The organism is Nonomuraea roseoviolacea subsp. carminata (genome assembly GCF_024172185.1).
Classification (GTDB): domain Bacteria; phylum Actinomycetota; class Actinomycetes; order Streptosporangiales; family Streptosporangiaceae; genus Nonomuraea; species Nonomuraea roseoviolacea.
In genome coordinates, this window is the sequence record NZ_JAMZEC010000001.1 from 6,818,688 (window position 1) to 6,836,921 (window position 18,234).

Genomic DNA, 18,234 nt, shown 5'->3' on the forward strand with positions numbered 1-18,234 from the left:
ACAGTTGAACACCACCACCCACCACGAGGGGTTGCGCGCGCCCGGCAGCGGGCCGGCCGACCCCGACTCCGTCACCAGGAAGCGGATGCCGTTCTGGGACCGGAGCAAGTTCCTCCTCGGGCTGGTCCTGGCCTTCCTGGTGCTCTCCTGGAAGACCATGGCCGACTTCGAGGGCATCGTCGGCTTCCCCGAGGCGGTCCGGGTCATCGCGTACGAGCACCAGTGGATCTTCTGGCTGCTCGGCGCCGAGGCGCTGCGCCAGCTCCACTTCCTCGTCAGCGAGCGCTCCTCCCGCTACCACGGCTTCTGGAGCCGCCGGGTGTTCGGCGGGTTCGAGCGGTGGTCGCACCGGCGCTTCGACGACTGGACGCGCTACCGGATCGCCCGGGCCATCAAGATCGTGTTCTGGGGCGTGCTGGTGGCGCTGGTGCTCGGCGCGGTGCTGGAGACCAGCCCGTTCCTGGCGCTGTTCCGGGCGCCCGCGCTGGTGTTCCAGGCGCTGCCGTTCCTGTTCCAGATCGTCTTCCTGTTCTTCGTGGTCATCATCCAGTTCGTCGGCATGTTCTGGTTCCTGTCGCGGGGCGGCGTCGAGACGTACTTCCCCGACGACATCAAGACCCGCTTCACCGACGTCTGGGGCCAGGACCACGTCGTCGAGCGCGTCCGGGAGAACATCGTCTTCCTCGAACGGCCCGGCGAGATCGAGGAGCGCGGCGGCTACGTGCCCAGCGGCCTGCTGCTGTGGGGGCCGCCCGGCACCGGCAAGACGCTCATGGCCGAGGCGGTCGCGGGGGAGACCGGCAAGCCGTACGTGTTCGTGGACCCCGGCGCGTTCACCAACATGTTCATGGGCATCGGCATCCTCAAGGTCAAGACGCTCTTCCGCAAGCTGCGCAAGCTCGCCCTGCGCTACGGCGGCGTGATCGTCTTCTTCGACGAGGCCGACTCGCTCGGCAAGCGCGGCCGGCTCGCCGTGCAGGGGCCGCCCGGCCAGGGCGGCGGCTGGTCGGCGTTCTCCGGCGCGCACGGCTGCCACGGCCTCGGCTACCTGTCCGAGGAGACCCGCTCGGCGCTGGCCTTCCGGCGCGCCCGCGAGCCGGAGGAGCCCGGCGCCCGCAACCGCTTCATCATGGGCGGCGGCATGAACAGCGGCGACCCCGGCACCCTCCAGGCGCTGCTCACCGAGCTGTCGGGCCTCAAGAAGCCGCGGGGGTTCTTCAACCGCCTCGTCCGGCGGCTGCTCGGCATGCGGCCCAAGCCGCCGCCCAAGTACCGCATCCTCGTCATGATGGCCACCAACCGGCCCGACGCGCTCGACGAGGCGCTGCTGCGGCCCGGCCGCATCGACCGCATCTACAAGGTCGGCTACCCGTCCAAGGCCGGGCGGCTGCGCACCTACCAGGGCTACTTCGACAAGGTCGAGCACGAGCTCACCGCCGAGCAGATCGACAAACTCGCCACCATCACCCCGTACGCCACCGGCGCCACCATCAAGGACCTGGTCAACGAGTCGCTGATCACCGCCATCCGCGACGGGCGCGAGGTCATCACCTGGTCCGACGTGCTGCGCGCCAAGCGGCTCAAGCAGCTCGGGCCGCCCGAGGACGTCGAGTACATCGAGCGGGAACGGCACGCGGTCGCCGTCCACGAGGCGTGCCACGCCGTCGTCGCCTACGTCACCCGCTTCCACCTGGAGATCGACATCGCCACCATCGAGAAGGGCGCCGACTACCTCGGCATGGTGGCCTCCATCAAACCGGAGGACCAGTTCACCCGGTGGAAGTCCGAGTACGAGGCCGACATCATGGTCTCCCTCGCGTCCCTGGCGGGCGAGCGGATGTTCTTCGGCGAGGACAACTCCTCCGGCGTGTCCGGCGACCTGCACTCGGCGACCTACCTGACCGCGCTCATGGAGTCGCACTGGGGCATGGGCTCCGGCGTCACCTCGCTGCCCGCCCTCCAGGAGCTGGAGATCATGGGCGGCAAGGCGATGCCCCGGCGCGGCGGCGGCCCCGTCGGCATCGCCGACAAACCGCCCGTCCAGGGGCAGGCCGACCTGACGCCCGACGTGCTGGGGGAGCGGATCGAGTTCAACCTCGTACGGCTGCTGGAGCGGACCGAGCGGCTGCTGGAGGAGCACCGGCGCGACGTGCTGTGCGTGGCGCACGCCCTGGAGACGCACAAGACGCTCAACGGCGACGACGTGGTGGCCGTCATCGAGCGGCGGCCCGGGGCGATCATCAACGGCACCGTCTACGCCGCGGACGAGCTGTACGAGGAGCTGGAGGAGTACCACCGGGAGGCGGCGCGGGCGCATAAGGAGCACAGCCGCATCGACCGGGACCTGCCGGAGGCCGCCGGGCCGCCGGCCGCCGACGAGGTGGTCACCGGGGAGATCGTGGAGACGGCGCCCGCCGGGGCGCTGCCGGCGGCCTCTTCCGTGGTGAGCCCCGTCACCACGGCGGAGTCCTCCGTTGTGGGGACGTCCGCGGTGGTGGCGTCGCCGGGGACCGGGACCGGGACCGGGACCGGGACCGGGGCCGGCGCTGGGGCTTGGGCCGACGGGCGGCCGGAGTTCGTGCCGTGGGCGCCGGAGACCGGACCGGCCGTCGCCTCCGGAGCCGGGCCCCTGGCCGCGCCCGTCCCCTCCCCGCCCTCGGCCGCGCCCGGTCACGGCGGGGCGCGCGGGTATGGCGGGCCGTTCCCCCAGCCGGGAGCCGAGGCCGTCACCGCCGAAGCCGTGGCGCTCCCGGCGCGTGCCCCGCGCGGCCGCGGCTGGGTGCTGGTCACGAGCCTGCTCGCCCTCGTGACGCTCGTCCTGCTGGTCGGCCTGACCATGACCGGGATGGCGCCGCCCACCGGCACCGGTCAGGGCGCGGGGGTCGCGTCGCCGGGGCTGCTGCTCATCGTGTTCGTCATCGTGGTCGCGGTGATCGTCGGCATCGGACTGGCGCTCGTCGCGGTCCGCGGCATGCGCACGGCCCAGGTCAAGGCCGAGCGCGAACGCGACGAGGCGCACGCCCGGGCGCAGCTCCTGGCCGCCGCCATGGACCCGGACACCGCGATGCGGCTGCTCGGCTACGACGGCAGGCACAGAGGGGAGGGGTGAGCTCAGGGGGGCGCCTTCGGCCGCACATGATCGCACGATCCGCACAGCGGAACGTACGGACCGGTGCGGATTAACACGACGTTCACATTCGGGCAAAAACCGGGAAACGGCCACCCGTAAGACTCGGCGTGGCTGAGAGAGACCCCGAAAGGACCGTTCGTGAGCTACAAGGCTGAGTACATCTGGATCGACGGCACCGAGCCCACCGCTCTGCTGCGCTCGAAGACCAAGATCCTTGCCGACGGCGCCGAGCCGCCCGTGTGGGGATTCGACGGCTCCAGCACCAACCAGGCCGAGGGCCACTCCTCCGACCGGGTGCTCCGCCCGGTGTTCACCTGCCCGGACCCGATCCGCGGCGGCGCGAACATCCTCGTGCTGTGCGAGGTCGAGGAGATCGACGGCACCGCGCACAAGAGCAACACCCGCGCCCTCCTCCGCCCCATCGCCGAGCAGTTCGCCGACCAGGACTCCTGGTTCGGCATCGAGCAGGAGTACACCTTCTTCAAGGGCAGCCGCCCGCTCGGCTTCCCCGAGGGCGGCTTCCCCGCGCCGCAGGGCCACTACTACTGCGGCGTCGGCGCCGAGGCCGTGTTCGGCCGCGAGATCGTCGAGCTGCACCTCGACCGCTGCCTCACCGCCGGCCTGGCGATCTCCGGCATCAACGCCGAGGTCATGCCCGGCCAGTGGGAGTTCCAGGTTGGCCCGGCCGGCCCCCTCGAGGTCTCCGACCACCTGTGGGTCGCCCGCTACCTGCTCTACCGGACCGCCGAGGAGTTCGGCGTGGAGGCCACCCTCGACGCCAAGCCCGCCCGCGGCGACTGGAACGGCGCCGGCGCCCACACCAACTTCTCCACCAAGGCGATGCGCGAGAACTACGACGCGATCATCGCCGCGTGCGAGGCCCTCGGCGAGGGTGACAAGCCGATGGAGCACGTCACCCAGTACGGCGCCGACATCGAGTTGCGCCTGACCGGCCACCACGAGACCGCCCCGTGGAACAAGTACACCTATGGCGTGTCCAACCGCGGCGCCTCCGTCCGCATCCCGTGGCAGGTCGAGGTGGACAAGAAGGGCTACATCGAGGACCGCCGCCCCAACGCCAACGTCGACCCGTACGTGGTCACCCGCCTGCTGGTGAACACCTGCTGCGCGGCGCTGGAGAAGGCCGGCCTCGTCTGAGCGTCAGCCTCTGAAGGCTGAGGGAACGCGGGCACCCCCGATGGGGCCCGCGTTCCCGTGTTTCCCGGCTGCGTACCGTCGCCGTCCGGAGGCGTTCCGTGACCGGGGCACGCCCATCCTGGCACGACGCCGCCCCGCCGGCAGGCGAACGCCGGCCGGCGGAGTGGCTTTCTTGGCTTCCGGCGGGAGGATCCTCCACCGAAGGCCCCGCATTTCCGCTAAGAGAGTCGGAAATCCAGATCGGGCGTGATGTCGGCGACGTCCATCTGCGCCTTCTGCAGGCGGCCCGAGTGGTCCCAGTTCATGGCCTGCCAGCGGGTGAACTGGTCCAGCACCCACATGCCGGACTGCCGGCTGCCGTTGCCCGACTTGCCGTTGCCGCCGAACGGCAGGTGCGCCTCCGCCCCGGACGTGGAGTTGTTGACGCTGACCATGCCGGCCGAGATGCCCTCGCGGAAGCGGAAGGCGTTGCGGGCGTCGGTCGTGTAGATGGAGCTGGACAGGCCGTACCCGGGCAGGTTGGCCAGCTCGATCGCCTCGTCCAGGGTCCGGAACGTCGTCACGCCCACGATCGGCCCGAACGTCTCCTCCAGGAACAGCCGGTCGTCCGGCCGCACCCCGTCGACCACGACCGGGTGGTAGTACAGCCCGCCCTCGCCGGTGAAGTCCCGGCGCGGGCTGTCCTGGGTGACGCGTCCCGTCGCGCCCGAGACGACCCGGTGGTGGGGCTGGATCCAGGTGAGGTACTCCTCGTACCGGTCGGCGAACTTCTGGTCGAGCAGCGGGCCCGCCAGCACGTCCTGGTCCGGCGCGCCGATCCGCGCCTCCCGCACGGCCTCGGCGAAGCGCCGCAGGAACTCGTCGTGGACGCTCTCGTGCACGATCACCGTGCCGAGGCTCGTGCAGCGCTGGCCGGCCGTGCCGAACCCGGAGAACAGCGCCCCCTCGACGGCCAGCTCCAGATCGGCGTCCGGCATGATCACCATCGGGTTCTTGCCGCCCAGCTCCAGGCACGCCGACTGCAGGTGCCGCCCGGCCAGCTCGCCGACCTTCCGCCCGACCTCGCTGGAGCCGGTGAACCCGATCTTCTGCACCGTGCCCTCCTCCAGTGCCCGCTCAAGGCCCCGGAAGGTCTCGGCGCCGTCGGCGAACACCACGTTGAGCACCCCGTCGGGCAGCCCGGCCGCGGCGAACAGCCGGTACAGGGCGTGCCCGGACGCGGCGGCGTACTCGGCCGGCTTCCACACCACGGCGTTGCCGCACAGCAGCGCCGGCACCAGGTACCAGGACGGCACGGCGACCGGGAAGTTCCCCGCCGTGATCACCGCCGCCACGCCGACCGGGTTGCGGAAGGTGAACAGGTTCTTGTCCGGCATCTCCGACGGCACCGTCTGCCCGTACAGCCGCCGGCCCTCGCCGAGGAAGAAGTCGCACGTGTCGACGATCTCCCGCACCTCGCCCAGCGCCTCCGCGTACGGCTTGCCGATCTCCTCGGTCACCAGCCGGGCCAGGCTCTCGGCGTTCGCCTCGACCAGCCGCCCGATGGAGGCGATCACCCGGCCGCGCACCGGCGCGGGCACCTTGGCCCACTCGCGCTGCGCCTCCTTGGCGGTGCGGCAGGCGGCGGCGAACGTGTCGGCGTCCGCCATCCCGACGCTCGCGACCACCTCACTGGTGCGCGCGGGGTTGGTCGACTGGTACGTGCTCGCGCTTGCGGCGTCCTTGCCACCCACGACGGAGACGATCTGACGGGTCACCGGTGCCCTCCTCATAGTTCCTACGGTCAGACAATCATCCCGCCGCAAAAAACCCAACCTCGTGGCGCTCCGCGTCATCCAGGAGTGGACGGGCCCGGCGTCCAGGCGGCGGCGTACCGCCAGAAGTCGCGGATCCACGGGCTCGGGACCGGGCTGTCGACCCCCACCTGCGTGAGGAGGACGGCCACGGTGCCGGTCGACGGGATGACGTGGGCGCTCGTCCCGGTGCCGCCGACCCAGCCGTAGCGGCCGGGGACGTTCCACGGTTCGGTGCGGGCGACGTCCACCGCGCCGCCGAACCCCCAGCCCTGGCCCTCCAGGAAGAGCGAGCCGGTCTCGCGCCGGGCGGGAGTGGTGTGGTCGGTGGTCATCAGGCGTACCGACCCGGCCGACAGCAGGTGGCGGCCGCCGGGGGCGCGGCCGTCGTTCAGGAGCATGCGGCCGAAGGCGAGCCAGTCGTCGGCGGTCCCGGCCAGTCCGCCGTTGCCCAGGGGGAAGGGCGGCGGGCTGCTCCACTGCCCGTCCGGCGCGTCGGCCAGGCGCAGGCCGCCGCCGGGGGAGGGGCGGTAGTAGCTGGTCAGCCGGTCGCGCTTGCCGTCCGGGACGTGGAAGGCGGTGTCGGTCATGCCGAGCGGTTCGAACAGCCGTTCCGCCAGGAAGTCGGGCAGCGACCGGCCGGTGACCCGGGTGACCAGCACGCCCTGGACGGTCGAGCAGGTGTCGTAGAGCCACGCACGGCCCGGCTGGTACAGCAGCGGGATCCTGGCGAGGTCGGCCATCCACACGTCGGCCTCGGGGAAGCTCCGCGGCTCGCGGCCGTCCTTCTGCACGGTCATGAGCGCCTGGATCGCCGGCGACGTGAAGTCGGACGCGAAGCCGTACCCGGCCTGCGAACTGAGCAGGTCGAACACGGTGATCGGCCGGTCGGCGGGCACCACGTCGTCCACCGGGCTCGCGGGCGTGCGGACCACCTTCGGCTCGGCGAGCTCGGGCAGCCACCGGCCGACGGGGTCGTCCAGCGCGATCCGGCCCTCCTCGACCAGCATCATGACGGCCGCGGCCGTGACGGGCTTGGTGATCGAGGCGAGGCGGAAGATGGAGTCCCTGGTCATCGGCGGGCCGTCGAGGGCGGCGGAGCCCACGGCCGCCACCTCCAGCCGGTCGCCGCGCGACACCAGGCCTACGGCTCCGGGAATCGAGCCGTCGGCGACGTGGGCCTTCAGCAGGTCGTGCAGGTCACTCATGGGTTCATCCTGTCCTGTCCGGTGCGTACGGACGGATTGACCGCTGACGTCGCGCCGACTCAGCGCCGCAGCCGTATGAGCTACGTCACCGCCGCCGCTGCGGCCTGTGTCGGCGTAGCCGTCACTACTCCCGGCGTTGCAGCCGTAGCCCCGCCGTTGATCCCGGAGGGGTAGGGACGAATGACCTCTCACGGGGACGCCTCGGATGAGACGGATGGCCGAGGATTGCCGGTCATGAGGACCCCAGTCAGGTACATCCACGGCGCGGCGTTGCTCGCCACCGGGCTGCTCGCGGGAGCGTTCGGGTACGGCGCGGCCAACGTGATCCCCACGTTCGGCGCTGTGCCGCTGGATGTGCGCCTGACCTTCCACACCACGATGATGAAGGTCAACGAGCCGGTCATGCAGAGCGCGATGGCGCTGGCCATCGCCACCACCTTCGGCCTGGCGATCGCCGGCCGCCACCGGACGCGCCGGCTGGCGCTCGGGGCCGGCGCGCTGGCGCTGGGCTCCCTGCTGATCACGCTGTTCGGCAACGTCCCCCTGCACGCGTACTTCCGGGCGTGGGCCGCCGGCCCGGTCCCGGACGGCCACGCCGCGATCTTCCAGCGCTGGGAGCTGTTCCACACCCTGCGCACGCTGACCGCGCTGGCCGCGTTCGTGCTGATCGTCACCGCCGCCGTCGTCCCCGCGCCCTCAACGATCGAGGCGCCGACTCCCTCACGAGGACCGTGAACCCATGAACGTCACCGTCATCGGCTCCACCGGCCGCACCGGCCGCCACGTCCTGGCCGAGGCGCTGCGCCGCGGCCACCGCGTCACCGCCTTCACCCGCGACGCCACCGCCCTGACGGCCGAACCGCATGCCGTCGTCGAGGGCGACGGACGCGACCCGGACAAGATGCGCGCGGCCGTCACGGGCGCGGACGCGGTGATCTCCATCATCAACGGCGGCGGCAGCGGCGACCCGCACCGCGCGGCCCAGGCCACCCGCACCGTCATCCAGGCCATGACCGAGACGGGAGTCCGGAGGCTCGTGGCCACCACTCCCTACCCGATCGTCGCCCGCCGGCCGTACCCGCTGATGTGGCTGCTCCGGCGCCTGCTGGCCACCCCGTACGCCGACGCCCGCGACCTGGAGCGGGCCGTGAGCGCCAGCGATCTGGACTGGACCATCGTCCGGCTGACCCGCCTCACCGACCGGCCCGCCACCGGGGCGGTCGTGATCCGCCGCGAACTGCTGGCCAGGCCGCGCGCCCTGACCAGGGCGGACGCGGCCGGCACCCTGCTGGACATCGCCCAGGGGACGCACCTGAGCGGCGTGGCCGTCAACGTCCACGGACGCTGAGCGGCATCGAACGCAACGGCGGTGTGCTGGAAGATGTGCGCAGCACCGAGATCGGGGTCAAGCGCCGTTACTGGATCGCTCTCGACGGCGCTGATCACGGCCCTTCATCGACGGCCGCCTCGTGGCGAGCGGCGTAGCCTGTCGGAACCTCGTGGTCGCGACCCGAGGTCGCTCGAGGCGGTCGATGCCGCACTCGACCGCGCTACGGGCCACGTCTCCGTGACAGGACCGGGTGCGAGGACGGAGGCGGGTGTTGCCGGGCAGGCGGTGGCCGGCGATGGCGAGGCGCCAGGGGGTGCCATCCTGCGCCAGGACCCCCGCCCTCTCACATCGCTTACCTGGCACGTAATTGGCACGCATACCTCCGCCCCGACAGACTTGTCTCATCAGCACCACAGACCCACCCAGACCATGACATTGGGGGCAATGAGATGTTCTTCGAGACGAGTGACGGCACCCGCCTGGCCTACGAGGACTACGGTCAGGGCCGGCCGATCGTGTTCGTGGCGAGCGCGATGCTCTGCTCCGACATGTGGGAGTACCAGATCCCGTACTTCGTGGACCGTGGTTACCGTTGCATCGCCCTGGACCGGCGCGGGCACGGCCGCTCCGACCGTCCCAGCACCGGCTACGACATGGACACCGCGGCCGACGACCTGGCCGTGCTGATCGAGCTGCTCGACCTGCGCGACGTGATCCTCGTGGGCCACTCGATGGGCGGCGCCGAGATCGCCCGGTACCTGCACCGGCACGGCGACGAGCGGATCGAGCGGATCGCGCTCATCTCGGCCATGCTGCCGTTCATGCGGCAGACCGACGACAACCCCGAGGGGATCCCCGGCGCCCTGCTGGACGCGTCGATCGCCTCGCTCGACGCCGACCGGCCCAAGTGGCTGGCCCGGCAGGCGCAGGCGTTCTTCGCCACGCACCTGGGCAACGACGTCTCGCCGGCGCAGGTCGACTTCACCATGCGTCAGTGCCTGGAGGTCTCGCCGTGGGCGGTGCGCCAGGCGCAGCGCAACGTGGTGAGCTTCGACCACCGGGCCACCCTGCCCGAGATCAAGGTCCCCACGCTGGTCGTCCACGGCGCCGCCGACTTCTCCGCGCCCATCGACGTCACCGGCCGCCGCACCGCCAAGATGATCCCCGGCGCCGTCTACCACGAGTACCCGACCGCCGGTCACGGCGTGTTCGTCAGCCACCGCGACCAGCTCAACGGCGACCTGCTGGACTTCATCGAGGGGCGTTGACCCACCGCCCGCGCGGCTCCTCAGCGGCACGACTGCTCCTGGACGGATCAGCAGCGCAGGTGCTCCTGGACGAAGGTGACGCGGGTGGCGACGTCCGCGCTGGGGAGGGGGATCACCTCGTACCCGTGCCGCCCGTACGCCTCCACCATGGCGTCGTGCGTGCGCACCGCCTCGTCGAGGTCCTGGCGGCGTTCGGCGTCGTGGGTGTAGATCTCGGGCCACGGCGGGGCGGCGAACACGCGGCGGTGGTAGCGGAAGAGTGCGGCGGCGGCCGACACGTGCGGCGGGACGGGGCGGCCGAGCAGAAGGTGGTAGCCGACCAGGTCGGGGACGCCCCGGTCGAAGAACACCGGGCCGGGCAGGGCGCGCGCCTCGTGGTGCGAGCGCATCTCCCAGGCCAGCATGACCTCGGCGAACAGCGCCGTGTCGCCCTCGTGCCGGGCCCGGCCGCCGATCGCGACCTGGTCGCGGATGATCGCCCGGCCCGCCTCGGCGACGCGGGCGTGGCCGGCGGCGCGCAGGGCCTCGATCAGCGTGGTCTTGCCGGCGCCGGGCCCGCCGGTGATCACGACGAAGTCGTCGGGCGTGCTCATGGGGGCCATCATCTCCAGGGGGTCGGGTTTCGGTGAGACGCGGCGCGAAGCGTCCCAAGGGGCGCGCATGGGGTTCGACGAAGTGGCCTCGGACGAGGACGAAGGTGGCGGAAAACGGGATGTGGTCTCGCCGGACGGGACGGTAGCGTCCGGCGCATGGCCATGCTCTCGAACGACGACCTGATCGCCTCGGCCCAGGCGGTGCTCAATCCGCGCGAGTCCGGTGACATGGCCTCCGGCCAGGTGGCCTCGATCCTGGTCACCGCCCGCGGCGAGCTCTACTCCGGCGTGTGCATCGACACGCCCTGCGGCATGGGCTTCTGCGCGGAACACGCGGCCATCGCCGCCATGGTCACTGCCGGAGAGTACCGCATCGCCCGGATCGTGGCGGTCTGGCGCAGTGAGGAGGGCGTCCTCCACGTGGTGCCGCCGTGCGGGCGCTGCCGCGAGTTCATCCGCCAGATCGACCCGGCCAACCTGGACACCGAGGTCGTCCTGGGTCGTGACCGTTCCGCCGCGCTCAGGGAACTGCTGCCGCACCACGAGTGGCCCGCCGCCGTGTAGCTCGCGAACGCACCGGGCACACCGAGGTGTTCCTCATCTCGCAGTCCTGAGCAGGGCAAGAAGCGGTGCGGGCCGGTGTCGTCCGTCAGGCGGGGGATAGGGATCGGGGTGTCAGGGCCCGGTCCCGGTCCCGGTCCCGGTTCCCGAACAGGAGATGACACATGGTCACTCCCCTCCTCAATACCGTGGGCGCCACCCCGGCCGACCTGGGCGCCGCGCGCGGCCAGATGGCGCTCTCGCTCGGCTGGCACATCGTCCTGGCCTGCCTCGGGGTCGGCATGCCGGCGATCACCCTGCTGGCCGAGTGGCGGGGCCACCGCACCGGGGACGTCCACTACCGGCTGCTGGCCCGGCGGTGGGCCAGGGCCATGGGCGTGCTGTTCGCCGTGGGCGCCGTGTCGGGCACCATCCTGTCGTTCGAGATGGGCCTGCTGTGGCCGGGGCTCATGGGCACCTACGGCGAGGTCATCGGGCTGCCGTTCTCGCTGGAGGGCATCGCGTTCTTCATCGAGGCGATCTTCCTCGGCGTCTATCTGTACGCCTGGGAGCGGCTGCCGCCCGGCAAGCACCTGCTGTCCGGCGTGCCGATCGTCCTGGCGGGCGTGGCCAGCGCCTTCTTCGTCGTCACCGCGAACGCCTGGATGCAGCAGCCCACCGGGTTCGCGCTGCGCGACGGCAGGGTGGTGGCCGTGAGCCCGTGGGCGGCGATGTTCAACCCGGCGACGCCGCCGCAGACCGTGCACATGATCCTGGCCGCGTTCATGGTCGCCGGGTACGGCATGGCCGGCGTGTACGCCGTCGCGATGCTGCGCGGCCGGCGCGACCGCTACCACCGCCTCGGGCTGCTGCTGCCGATGACCGTGGCGGCGGTCGTCACGCCGTTCCAGATCGGCGTGGGCGACTGGGCCGCGCACTTCGTGGCCGACTACCAGCCGGTCAAGCTGGCCGCCATGGAGGGCGTGTTCGCCTCGGGCCGCGACGTGCCGCTGCACCTGGGCGGCGTCGCGGTCGACGGCGAGCTGAGGTACGCCCTGGAGATCCCGTACGGGCTGTCGCTGCTCGCCCACTGGAACCCCCACGCCGCCGTCCGGGGCCTCGACGCGGTCCCGCCCGGCGACTGGCCGCCGGTCAACATCGTCCACTGGGGCTTCCAGATCATGGTGGGCATGGGCATGGCGCTGCTGCTGCTCGCCGCGTGGCTGGCGGTGTCGTGGTGGCGGCGGCGCGACATCCCGGGCACGGTGTGGTTCGCGCGCGCCGCGGCGGTGTCGGGGGTGGCGGCGGTGGTGGCCCTGGAGGCCGGCTGGGTCGTCACCGAGGTCGGGCGCCAGCCGTGGATCGTGTTCCGCGTGCTGCGCACCGCCGACGCCGTCAACCCGGCGCCCGGCCTGGTGTACGGCTTCGCGCTGGTCACGGCGGTGTACGTGGTGCTGACCGTCGCCACCGTGTACGTGCTGAGACGGCTGGCGCGGGACGTGCCGGTGCCGGTGGCGCCGCAGGAGCCCGACGTCTCCGGCTACAAGGTGGTCTGACCATGGGGCTGCCGGAGGTCATGCTCGCGGTGCTGTGGGTCGGGCTGACCGCGTACGTGCTGTTCGGCGGCGCCGACTTCGGCGGCGGCGTGTGGGACCTGCTGTCCGGCGGGGCCGGGACGGGGAGCCGGCGGCGGGAGCTGGTGGAGCACTCCATCGGCCCCGTCTGGGAGGCCAACCACGTGTGGCTGATCTTCGTGATCGTGCTGATGTGGACGGGCATCCCGTCGGTGTTCGCGGCCGTCGCCTCCACCCTGTACATCCCGCTCACGCTCGCGGCGCTCGGCATCATCGCCAGGGGAGCGGCCTTCGCGTTCCGGAAGGTGTCGACGCGGCTCTGGCAGCGGCGGCTGTTCGGGGCCACGTTCGCGTTCTCGTCGGTGGTGACGCCGTTCTTCCTGGGCACGGCGGCGGGCGCCATCGCCTCCGGCCGGGTGCCGCCGGGCATCGCGCGGGGCGACCTCGTGACGAGCTGGGCCAACCCGACGTCGCTGACGGCGGGCGCGCTGGCCGTGGGCACCGCCGCGTACCTGGCCGCCTGCTACCTGACCCGCGACGCCGAGCGCACCGGGCAGCCGGACCTGGCGGAGGAGTTCAGGCGGCGGGCGCTGGTGACCGGCGTGGTCGTGGGCGTGCTGTCGGCGGCGGGGCTGCTGGTGCTGCACGCCGACGCGCCGGGGCTGTTCGCGGAGCTGACCACCGGGCGCGCGCTGCCGTTCCTCGTGCTGTCGGTGGCGGCGGGGGTGGCGTCGCTGCCGCTGCTGTGGCTGCGCCGCTACCGGGAGGTGCGCGTCACCGCGGCGCTCGCCGTCGTGGGGCTGCTGTGGGGGTGGGGCGTGGGGCAGTACCCGGTGCTGCTGCCGGGCGTGACGCTGCGGGAGGCGGCGGCCACCACGTCCGTGCTGGCGGCGAGCCTCGGCGCGCTGGCGGTCGGCGCGGTGCTGCTGGTGCCGTCGCTGTGGTGGCTGTACGCGACGTTCCAGCGGGAGCACACCGCGGGCAAGGAGCAGGCGGAGACCTGACCCGTACCAACTCTTTACGCCATAAGCTATCCTCTTCTTCCGAGAACTCTTTACGGCATAAGGAATCAGAGGAGAACGGGATGACGACCACCACGGTCAAGCTGCACGACGGGGCCGCGCTCGACGTCGAGATCAGCGGTGACGGCCCCACCGTGCTCCTGCCCGTCAACCCCCGCCCCGTCGAGGGCCCGAAGGCGGAGGAGATGCGCAAGTGGGGCGTGGACCCGGCGCTGGGCCGCACCCTCATCGACGGCCTCGCCGACGCCTTCCGCGTCGTCGCGTTCGACTACGAGAACCACGTCCTGGCCAACCCCAAGGCCGACACGCTCACCCCCGCCAACGTCGCCGCCGACCTGCTGGCCGTGGCCGACGCCGCCGGCGCCGGGCGGTTCGCGTACTACGGCTACTCCTGGCTGGCGCTCAGCGGCCTCCAGCTCGCCATCCGCACCGACCGGCTGTCGGGGCTCGTCATGGGCGGTTACCCGCCGATCGGCGGCCCGTACGCGGAGATGCTCGCCGTCACCACGGCCACCCACGCGATGTCCTCACCCGAACCGCCCGCCGCCCCGGCCGAGCCCGCGGAGCCCGCCGAGCCGGGGGACTGGTCGAAGGCCGAGGTGACGATGAGCCCCGACCAGACCAAGCAGTTCGTCACCCTGTACGAGGCGCTGCGCGGATTCGACGACCGGGCCGTCCAGGACCGGGTCACCTGCCCGCGGCTGTGCTTCGCCGGCTCCGCCGACGTGATCGAGTACGACCAGCGGTGGGGCGGCGTCCGCGTGGACATCGCCGGGCCGTTCCTGAACCGGCGGGCCGAGCTGGAGTCGCTCGGCTGGGAGGTGCGGGTGCTGGACGGCCTCGACCACACCGGCGCCATGCAGCCGCCGGCCGTCCTTCCCGTGCTCCGCCCCTGGCTCCAGGCCCACCTGGCCGTGGACTGACGCCGTGGACTGACAGGGCGTCAGACGTAGTAGCCCTCCACCGGGACCCGCGCCTCCTCGTACAGGGCGGGTCCCTCCAGGAGGGGGCCGGCGGCCGTGGCCGGCGGCTTGAGGCCGCCGAGTTGCTCGGCGGACAGCGCGAACACCACCCGGCCGAGGAACGAGCGCTCGATAGCGCCCGTGCACATGCCGCACGGCTGGCAGCTCGTGAACATGGTGGTGGCCGCCGCGGCGTCCGGGGTGAGCTCGCGGGCCGCCCAGCGGGCCAGCTTCAGCTCAGGGTGGGCGGTGATGTCGCCGCCGGTGACCGTGGTGTTGCGCTCCTCGGCCAGCACGGCGCCGTCCGGGCCCACCAGCAGCGAGCCGAACGGCGGGTCGCCGCCCTCGCGGGCCTCGGCGGCCAGCTCGATGGCCCGGCGCAGGAAACGCTCTTCGTCGCTGGTCATGCTGTCTTCTCCGTTCGTACGAGGGGGTCAGAGGGGTGTGAGTGGGTGGTGCGGGCGGCGGCCAGCGCGGCGAGGTCGCGCCAGGCCACCTCGGGGTGCAGGGTCTCGCGCGGGTCCTCGCCGAACGGGTCGACGACCACGGTGTCCACGCCGAGCAGCCGCAGCTCCTCCAGGTCCCCGAGGACCTGGTCGAGCGTGCCCTCCCCGGCGAGCCGGTCCGGGCCGGTGATCGGGGCGGCGGTGAGCCGCAGCCGGACACGCGGGACCATGGCCGGCACGGGCCGTCCCAGCTCCGCGGCGGCGGCCTCCATCCGGCCCGCCGCCTCCCGCAGCCAGGGCACGGTGCGCCGCAGCGGGTGCCAGGCGTCGCCGAGCCGGACGGCCCGGCGGATGCCCGCGTCGCTGTTGCCGCCCACCCACAGCGGGATGTGGCCCGCCCGGTAGTCGTCCTCGTCCTCCCACGCGGCCCGCATCGCCAGCAGGTGCTCCTCGGTCAGCCTGCCGCGCCGCTCGAACGGCACGCCCAGCGCCGCGAACTCCTGCCGCGCCCACCCGACGCCCACGCCGAGCACCAGCCGGCCGCCGCTGAGCCGCTGGAGGTTCGCGGCCATCCGCGCGACCAGGAGCGGGTGGCGGTACGGGACGATGAGCACGGTCGTGCCGAGCCCGATGCGGTCCGTGACGCCGGCCAGCCACGACAGCGTGGTGAACGGCTCGTAGAACGGGGCAGGGTACTGCTCGGCCACGTCGGGCGTCACGACCACGTGGTCGGAGACCATCAGCAGGTCGAAGCCGAGGCCCTCGACGGTCCGAGCCCACCGGCGCAGGGTGGCGGGGTCGGTGCCGGGGCCGAAGTTCGGGACATTGACTCCTATACGCACCCGCCCCACGCTATCCAGCCATGCGGGCGCTCTGGAAGGGAATGGTCGCCGACTGTCGGCGGCATTGCCGTGGATTTAACGGTAATTTCGGGATATGACCGATAATGTCGATACGACCGACTGGGCCATCCTCGCCGAGCTCCAGCGGGACGGCCGGATCCCCCTCACCGAGCTGGCCCGGCGCGTCAGCCTCAGCGCCTCGGCGACCACCGAGCGGGTCAGGCGGCTGGAGGCGGCGGGCGTCATCACCGGATACCGGGCCGAGATCGACCTGGGCAAGGTGGGTTACACCGTTCTGGCGATGGTGCGGCTGAAGTACCCGGGCAACCGGCACCAGCCGCTGCACCGGCTGCTGGGCGAGCGCCGCGAGATCCTCGAATGCCTGCGCACCACCGGCGACGACTGCTACACGCTCAAGGTGGCCGCCGTCTCCATGGGACACCTGGAGCGGATCGTGGACGAGCTCGCGCAGTTCGGGAGCACCACCACGAACGTCGTCTACAGCCAGACACTGCCCTACCGGCCGCCGTCCTCGCCCTCGTCGCCGTCCGCACCCTCAGCACCCTCAGCGCCGTCCGCGCCCCTCGCGCCCTGAGGCTCATCCCGCCTGCGTGCCGGCGCGTCCGAGCCCCTCGGTCCGCACCTCCTCGGGCGCGCGGTCCGGGCGCAGGCCGCGCCACGAAGGGTGACGCAGCCGCCCGTCGCCGGTCACGTCCGCGTACCGCACCTCGCCGACCAGCCGCGGCTCCACCCAGCGGGCGTCGCGGGCGAACTCGCGCGGCACCGGAAGCCCGAACGGCGACGTGGGCCGCTCCAGCGGCGCCAGCTCCGCGCGCAGCGCCTCCAGCATGGCGTCGGTGAAGCCCGTGCCGACGTGCCCCACGTACAGCAGCCGGCCTCCCGGGTCGTACGCGCCGAGCAGCAGCGACCCGATCCCCCCGGCGCGCCGCCCCGCGCCCGGCTTCCAGCCGCCGACCACCACCTCCAGGCTGGAGAAGTTCTTCACCTTCGTCCACTCCGGACCGCGCCGGCCCGGCCGGTACGGCGAGTCGCGGCGCTTGACCACCACCCCCTCCAGCCCGAGCCGGTGGCTGGCCTGCAGCGCCGCGCGCGGGTCGCCGAGGAACGCCACCGGCGTCTGCCACCGGAAGCCCGGCCGCACCAGCCCCTCCAGCAGCTCGCGCCGCTCGTCGTACGGCAGCCGGACCGTGCTGTGGTCGCCGACGTGCAGGACGTCGAAGACCATGTACGTGACGGGGACGGTCTTGACCAGCTCGGCGATCCTCATGGGCCGGCGCTGGTGCATCCGCAGGGCCAGGGCGGCGAAGCTGGGCAGCCCGCTCTCGTCGAACGCGACGATCTCCCCGTCGAGCACGACGTCCTTCCCGCCCACGGCCCCGGCCATCGGGTACAGCTCCGGGTAGGCGAGCGTGACGTCGCGGCCGTTGCGCGACATCAGGCGCAGCGCCCCCGCCTCGACGTACGCCAGACCGCGCACGCCGTCCCACTTCATCTCCGCCGACCACAGCTCCCGCTGCGCGGGCGGCGGCAGGGGGCCGAGCTGGGCGAGCATCGGCCGGTACGTGGGCAGTCGCCCCATGACCGATGGCCTTCCCGCCCGCCGGGCGGCTACGGTCGCGCGCGGGTACAGGGCAGGTCAAGTCCCGGCAAAACAGGCGCTCAGGCGGGGAAGAACGGGCGCCCAGATGGAGAAGAGCAGGCGGGAAGAGCGGGCGCCCAGGTGGGAAGAACAGGCGCTCAGGTGGGAAGAACAGGCGCTCAGGTGGAGAAGTCGGCGAAGTCGAAGCCCGGCGACACCACGCAGCTCACCAGCACGGCCTCGTCCCCGGCCGGCCGCGCCGCCTGCCAGGCCCCGCCCGGGACCACGGCCTGCGGCACCTGCCCCTCCTCCACCAGCGGCCCGAGCACGACGGTCTCGTCGCCCACCGTGAGCGTCAGCGGCCCGCCCCGATGCCACAGCCACACCTCGTCCGACCGGACGCGGTGCGGGACCGACTCCTCGCCCGGCTGGAGCAGGAAGTAGATGCCCGTGGCGCTGGCGCGCGGGCCGGGGTAGCCGTCGGGCCGGAACTCCACCGGCGACCGCCAGGTCTGCCGGTACCAGCCGCCCTCGGGGTGAGGCAGCAGGTCGAGGGCGCGGGCGATCGGCGGGCGCTCCTCGAAGCCGACCGGCGCCCCGTGGACGTCACGGCGCAGGAACCGCGCACCGTCCAGGACGAGCTGCCCTTCCAGGCCGCTGGCCAGGGCTTCCGCCTCGTCGGCGACCTCGATGGACGGGCCGTCGGGATAGATCGTCAGCTGCACGGGCCGAGTCTACGGCCGAGGCTCTGACTAGGGTGTCAATGAG

Annotated in this window: 17 protein-coding genes; 10 read left to right on the plus strand and 7 right to left on the minus strand. The window is 72.4% G+C overall.

Annotated elements, in window-relative coordinates:
• Positions 1–4 precede the first annotated feature (4 nt).
• The gene (locus HD595_RS31535; RefSeq protein ID WP_253775353.1) at positions 5–3,109 is read left to right on the plus strand and encodes an AAA family ATPase; all 3,105 of its coding nucleotides are present in this window, start codon (positions 5–7) and stop codon (positions 3,107–3,109) included.
• 159 nt (positions 3,110–3,268) lie between these two features.
• Positions 3,269–4,288 (plus strand): glutamine synthetase, encoded by a 1,020-nt coding sequence (gene glnII / locus HD595_RS31540; RefSeq protein WP_253775355.1) that lies wholly within the window; start codon positions 3,269–3,271, stop codon positions 4,286–4,288.
• Positions 4,289–4,506: 218 nt separating this feature from the next.
• Here the strand turns inward: glnII and HD595_RS31545 are convergent, their stop codons facing one another.
• Entirely contained in the window at positions 4,507–6,045 is a 1,539-nt protein-coding gene (locus tag HD595_RS31545) for an aldehyde dehydrogenase family protein (protein ID WP_253775357.1), read from the minus strand.
• A gap of 74 nt (positions 6,046–6,119) precedes the next feature.
• A complete protein-coding gene (locus tag HD595_RS31550; protein ID WP_253775359.1) occupies positions 6,120–7,289 on the minus strand; it encodes a serine hydrolase domain-containing protein in 1,170 nt (389 codons plus the stop codon).
• A gap of 234 nt (positions 7,290–7,523) precedes the next feature.
• Here HD595_RS31550 and HD595_RS31555 point away from each other — a divergent pair, with 234 nt between their 5' ends.
• From HD595_RS31555 to HD595_RS31565, 3 genes are all read left to right on the plus strand, one after another.
• Positions 7,524–8,024 (plus strand): anthrone oxygenase family protein, encoded by a 501-nt coding sequence (locus HD595_RS31555; RefSeq protein ID WP_253775361.1) that lies wholly within the window; start codon positions 7,524–7,526, stop codon positions 8,022–8,024.
• 4 nt (positions 8,025–8,028) lie between these two features.
• Entirely contained in the window at positions 8,029–8,637 is a 609-nt protein-coding gene (locus HD595_RS31560) for an NAD(P)-dependent oxidoreductase (RefSeq protein ID WP_253775363.1), read from the plus strand.
• Positions 8,638–9,068: 431 nt separating this feature from the next.
• Positions 9,069–9,887, plus strand: coding sequence for an alpha/beta fold hydrolase (locus HD595_RS31565; protein WP_253775365.1), 819 nt, complete (start codon positions 9,069–9,071; stop codon positions 9,885–9,887).
• A 47-nt stretch (positions 9,888–9,934) separates the two neighbouring features.
• Here the strand turns inward: HD595_RS31565 and HD595_RS31570 are convergent, their stop codons facing one another.
• Positions 9,935–10,480 carry an AAA family ATPase gene (locus tag HD595_RS31570; protein ID WP_253775367.1) on the minus strand — a complete coding sequence of 182 codons (546 nt, stop codon included), beginning with the start codon at positions 10,478–10,480 and terminating at the stop codon, positions 9,935–9,937.
• 156 nt (positions 10,481–10,636) lie between these two features.
• On the opposite strand from HD595_RS31570, the gene HD595_RS31575 reads away from it, so the two are divergent.
• The 4 genes from HD595_RS31575 (at position 10,637) to HD595_RS31590 (ending at position 14,539) form a co-directional block, all read left to right on the plus strand.
• Positions 10,637–11,044 carry a cytidine deaminase family protein gene (locus HD595_RS31575; RefSeq protein WP_253775369.1) on the plus strand — a complete coding sequence of 136 codons (408 nt, stop codon included), beginning with the start codon at positions 10,637–10,639 and terminating at the stop codon, positions 11,042–11,044.
• A 161-nt stretch (positions 11,045–11,205) separates the two neighbouring features.
• The gene (locus HD595_RS31580) at positions 11,206–12,576 is read left to right on the plus strand and encodes a cytochrome ubiquinol oxidase subunit I (protein ID WP_253775371.1); all 1,371 of its coding nucleotides are present in this window, start codon (positions 11,206–11,208) and stop codon (positions 12,574–12,576) included.
• Positions 12,577–12,578: 2 nt separating this feature from the next.
• Positions 12,579–13,598 (plus strand): cytochrome d ubiquinol oxidase subunit II, encoded by a 1,020-nt coding sequence (locus HD595_RS31585; RefSeq protein ID WP_253775373.1) that lies wholly within the window; start codon positions 12,579–12,581, stop codon positions 13,596–13,598.
• A gap of 80 nt (positions 13,599–13,678) precedes the next feature.
• Positions 13,679–14,539, plus strand: coding sequence for an alpha/beta fold hydrolase (locus tag HD595_RS31590; RefSeq protein ID WP_253775375.1), 861 nt, complete (start codon positions 13,679–13,681; stop codon positions 14,537–14,539).
• Positions 14,540–14,559: 20 nt separating this feature from the next.
• Here the strand turns inward: HD595_RS31590 and HD595_RS31595 are convergent, their stop codons facing one another.
• Both HD595_RS31595 and HD595_RS31600 read right to left on the minus strand, forming a co-directional pair.
• Positions 14,560–14,985, minus strand: coding sequence for a nucleoside deaminase (locus HD595_RS31595; protein ID WP_253775377.1), 426 nt, complete (start codon positions 14,983–14,985; stop codon positions 14,560–14,562).
• On the minus strand, positions 14,982–15,866 hold the full coding sequence (locus tag HD595_RS31600; protein WP_253775378.1) for an LLM class flavin-dependent oxidoreductase: 885 nt from the start codon (positions 15,864–15,866) through the stop codon (positions 14,982–14,984). The genes HD595_RS31595 and HD595_RS31600 overlap by 4 nt, the downstream gene beginning before the upstream one ends.
• Positions 15,867–15,960: 94 nt before the next feature.
• Between HD595_RS31600 and HD595_RS31605 the strand changes: the two genes are divergently transcribed.
• Positions 15,961–16,461 (plus strand): Lrp/AsnC family transcriptional regulator, encoded by a 501-nt coding sequence (locus HD595_RS31605; RefSeq protein WP_253775379.1) that lies wholly within the window; start codon positions 15,961–15,963, stop codon positions 16,459–16,461.
• Between the two features lie 3 nt (positions 16,462–16,464).
• Here the strand turns inward: HD595_RS31605 and ligD are convergent, their stop codons facing one another.
• Together ligD and HD595_RS31615 are read right to left on the minus strand one after the other, a co-directional pair.
• Positions 16,465–17,466: a non-homologous end-joining DNA ligase gene (ligD, locus tag HD595_RS31610; RefSeq protein WP_253775381.1), complete on the minus strand. Its 1,002-nt coding sequence runs from the start codon at positions 17,464–17,466 to the stop codon at positions 16,465–16,467.
• A 179-nt stretch (positions 17,467–17,645) separates the two neighbouring features.
• Entirely contained in the window at positions 17,646–18,191 is a 546-nt protein-coding gene (locus HD595_RS31615) for a cupin domain-containing protein (RefSeq protein ID WP_308211279.1), read from the minus strand.
• Positions 18,192–18,234: the final 43 nt, after the last annotated feature.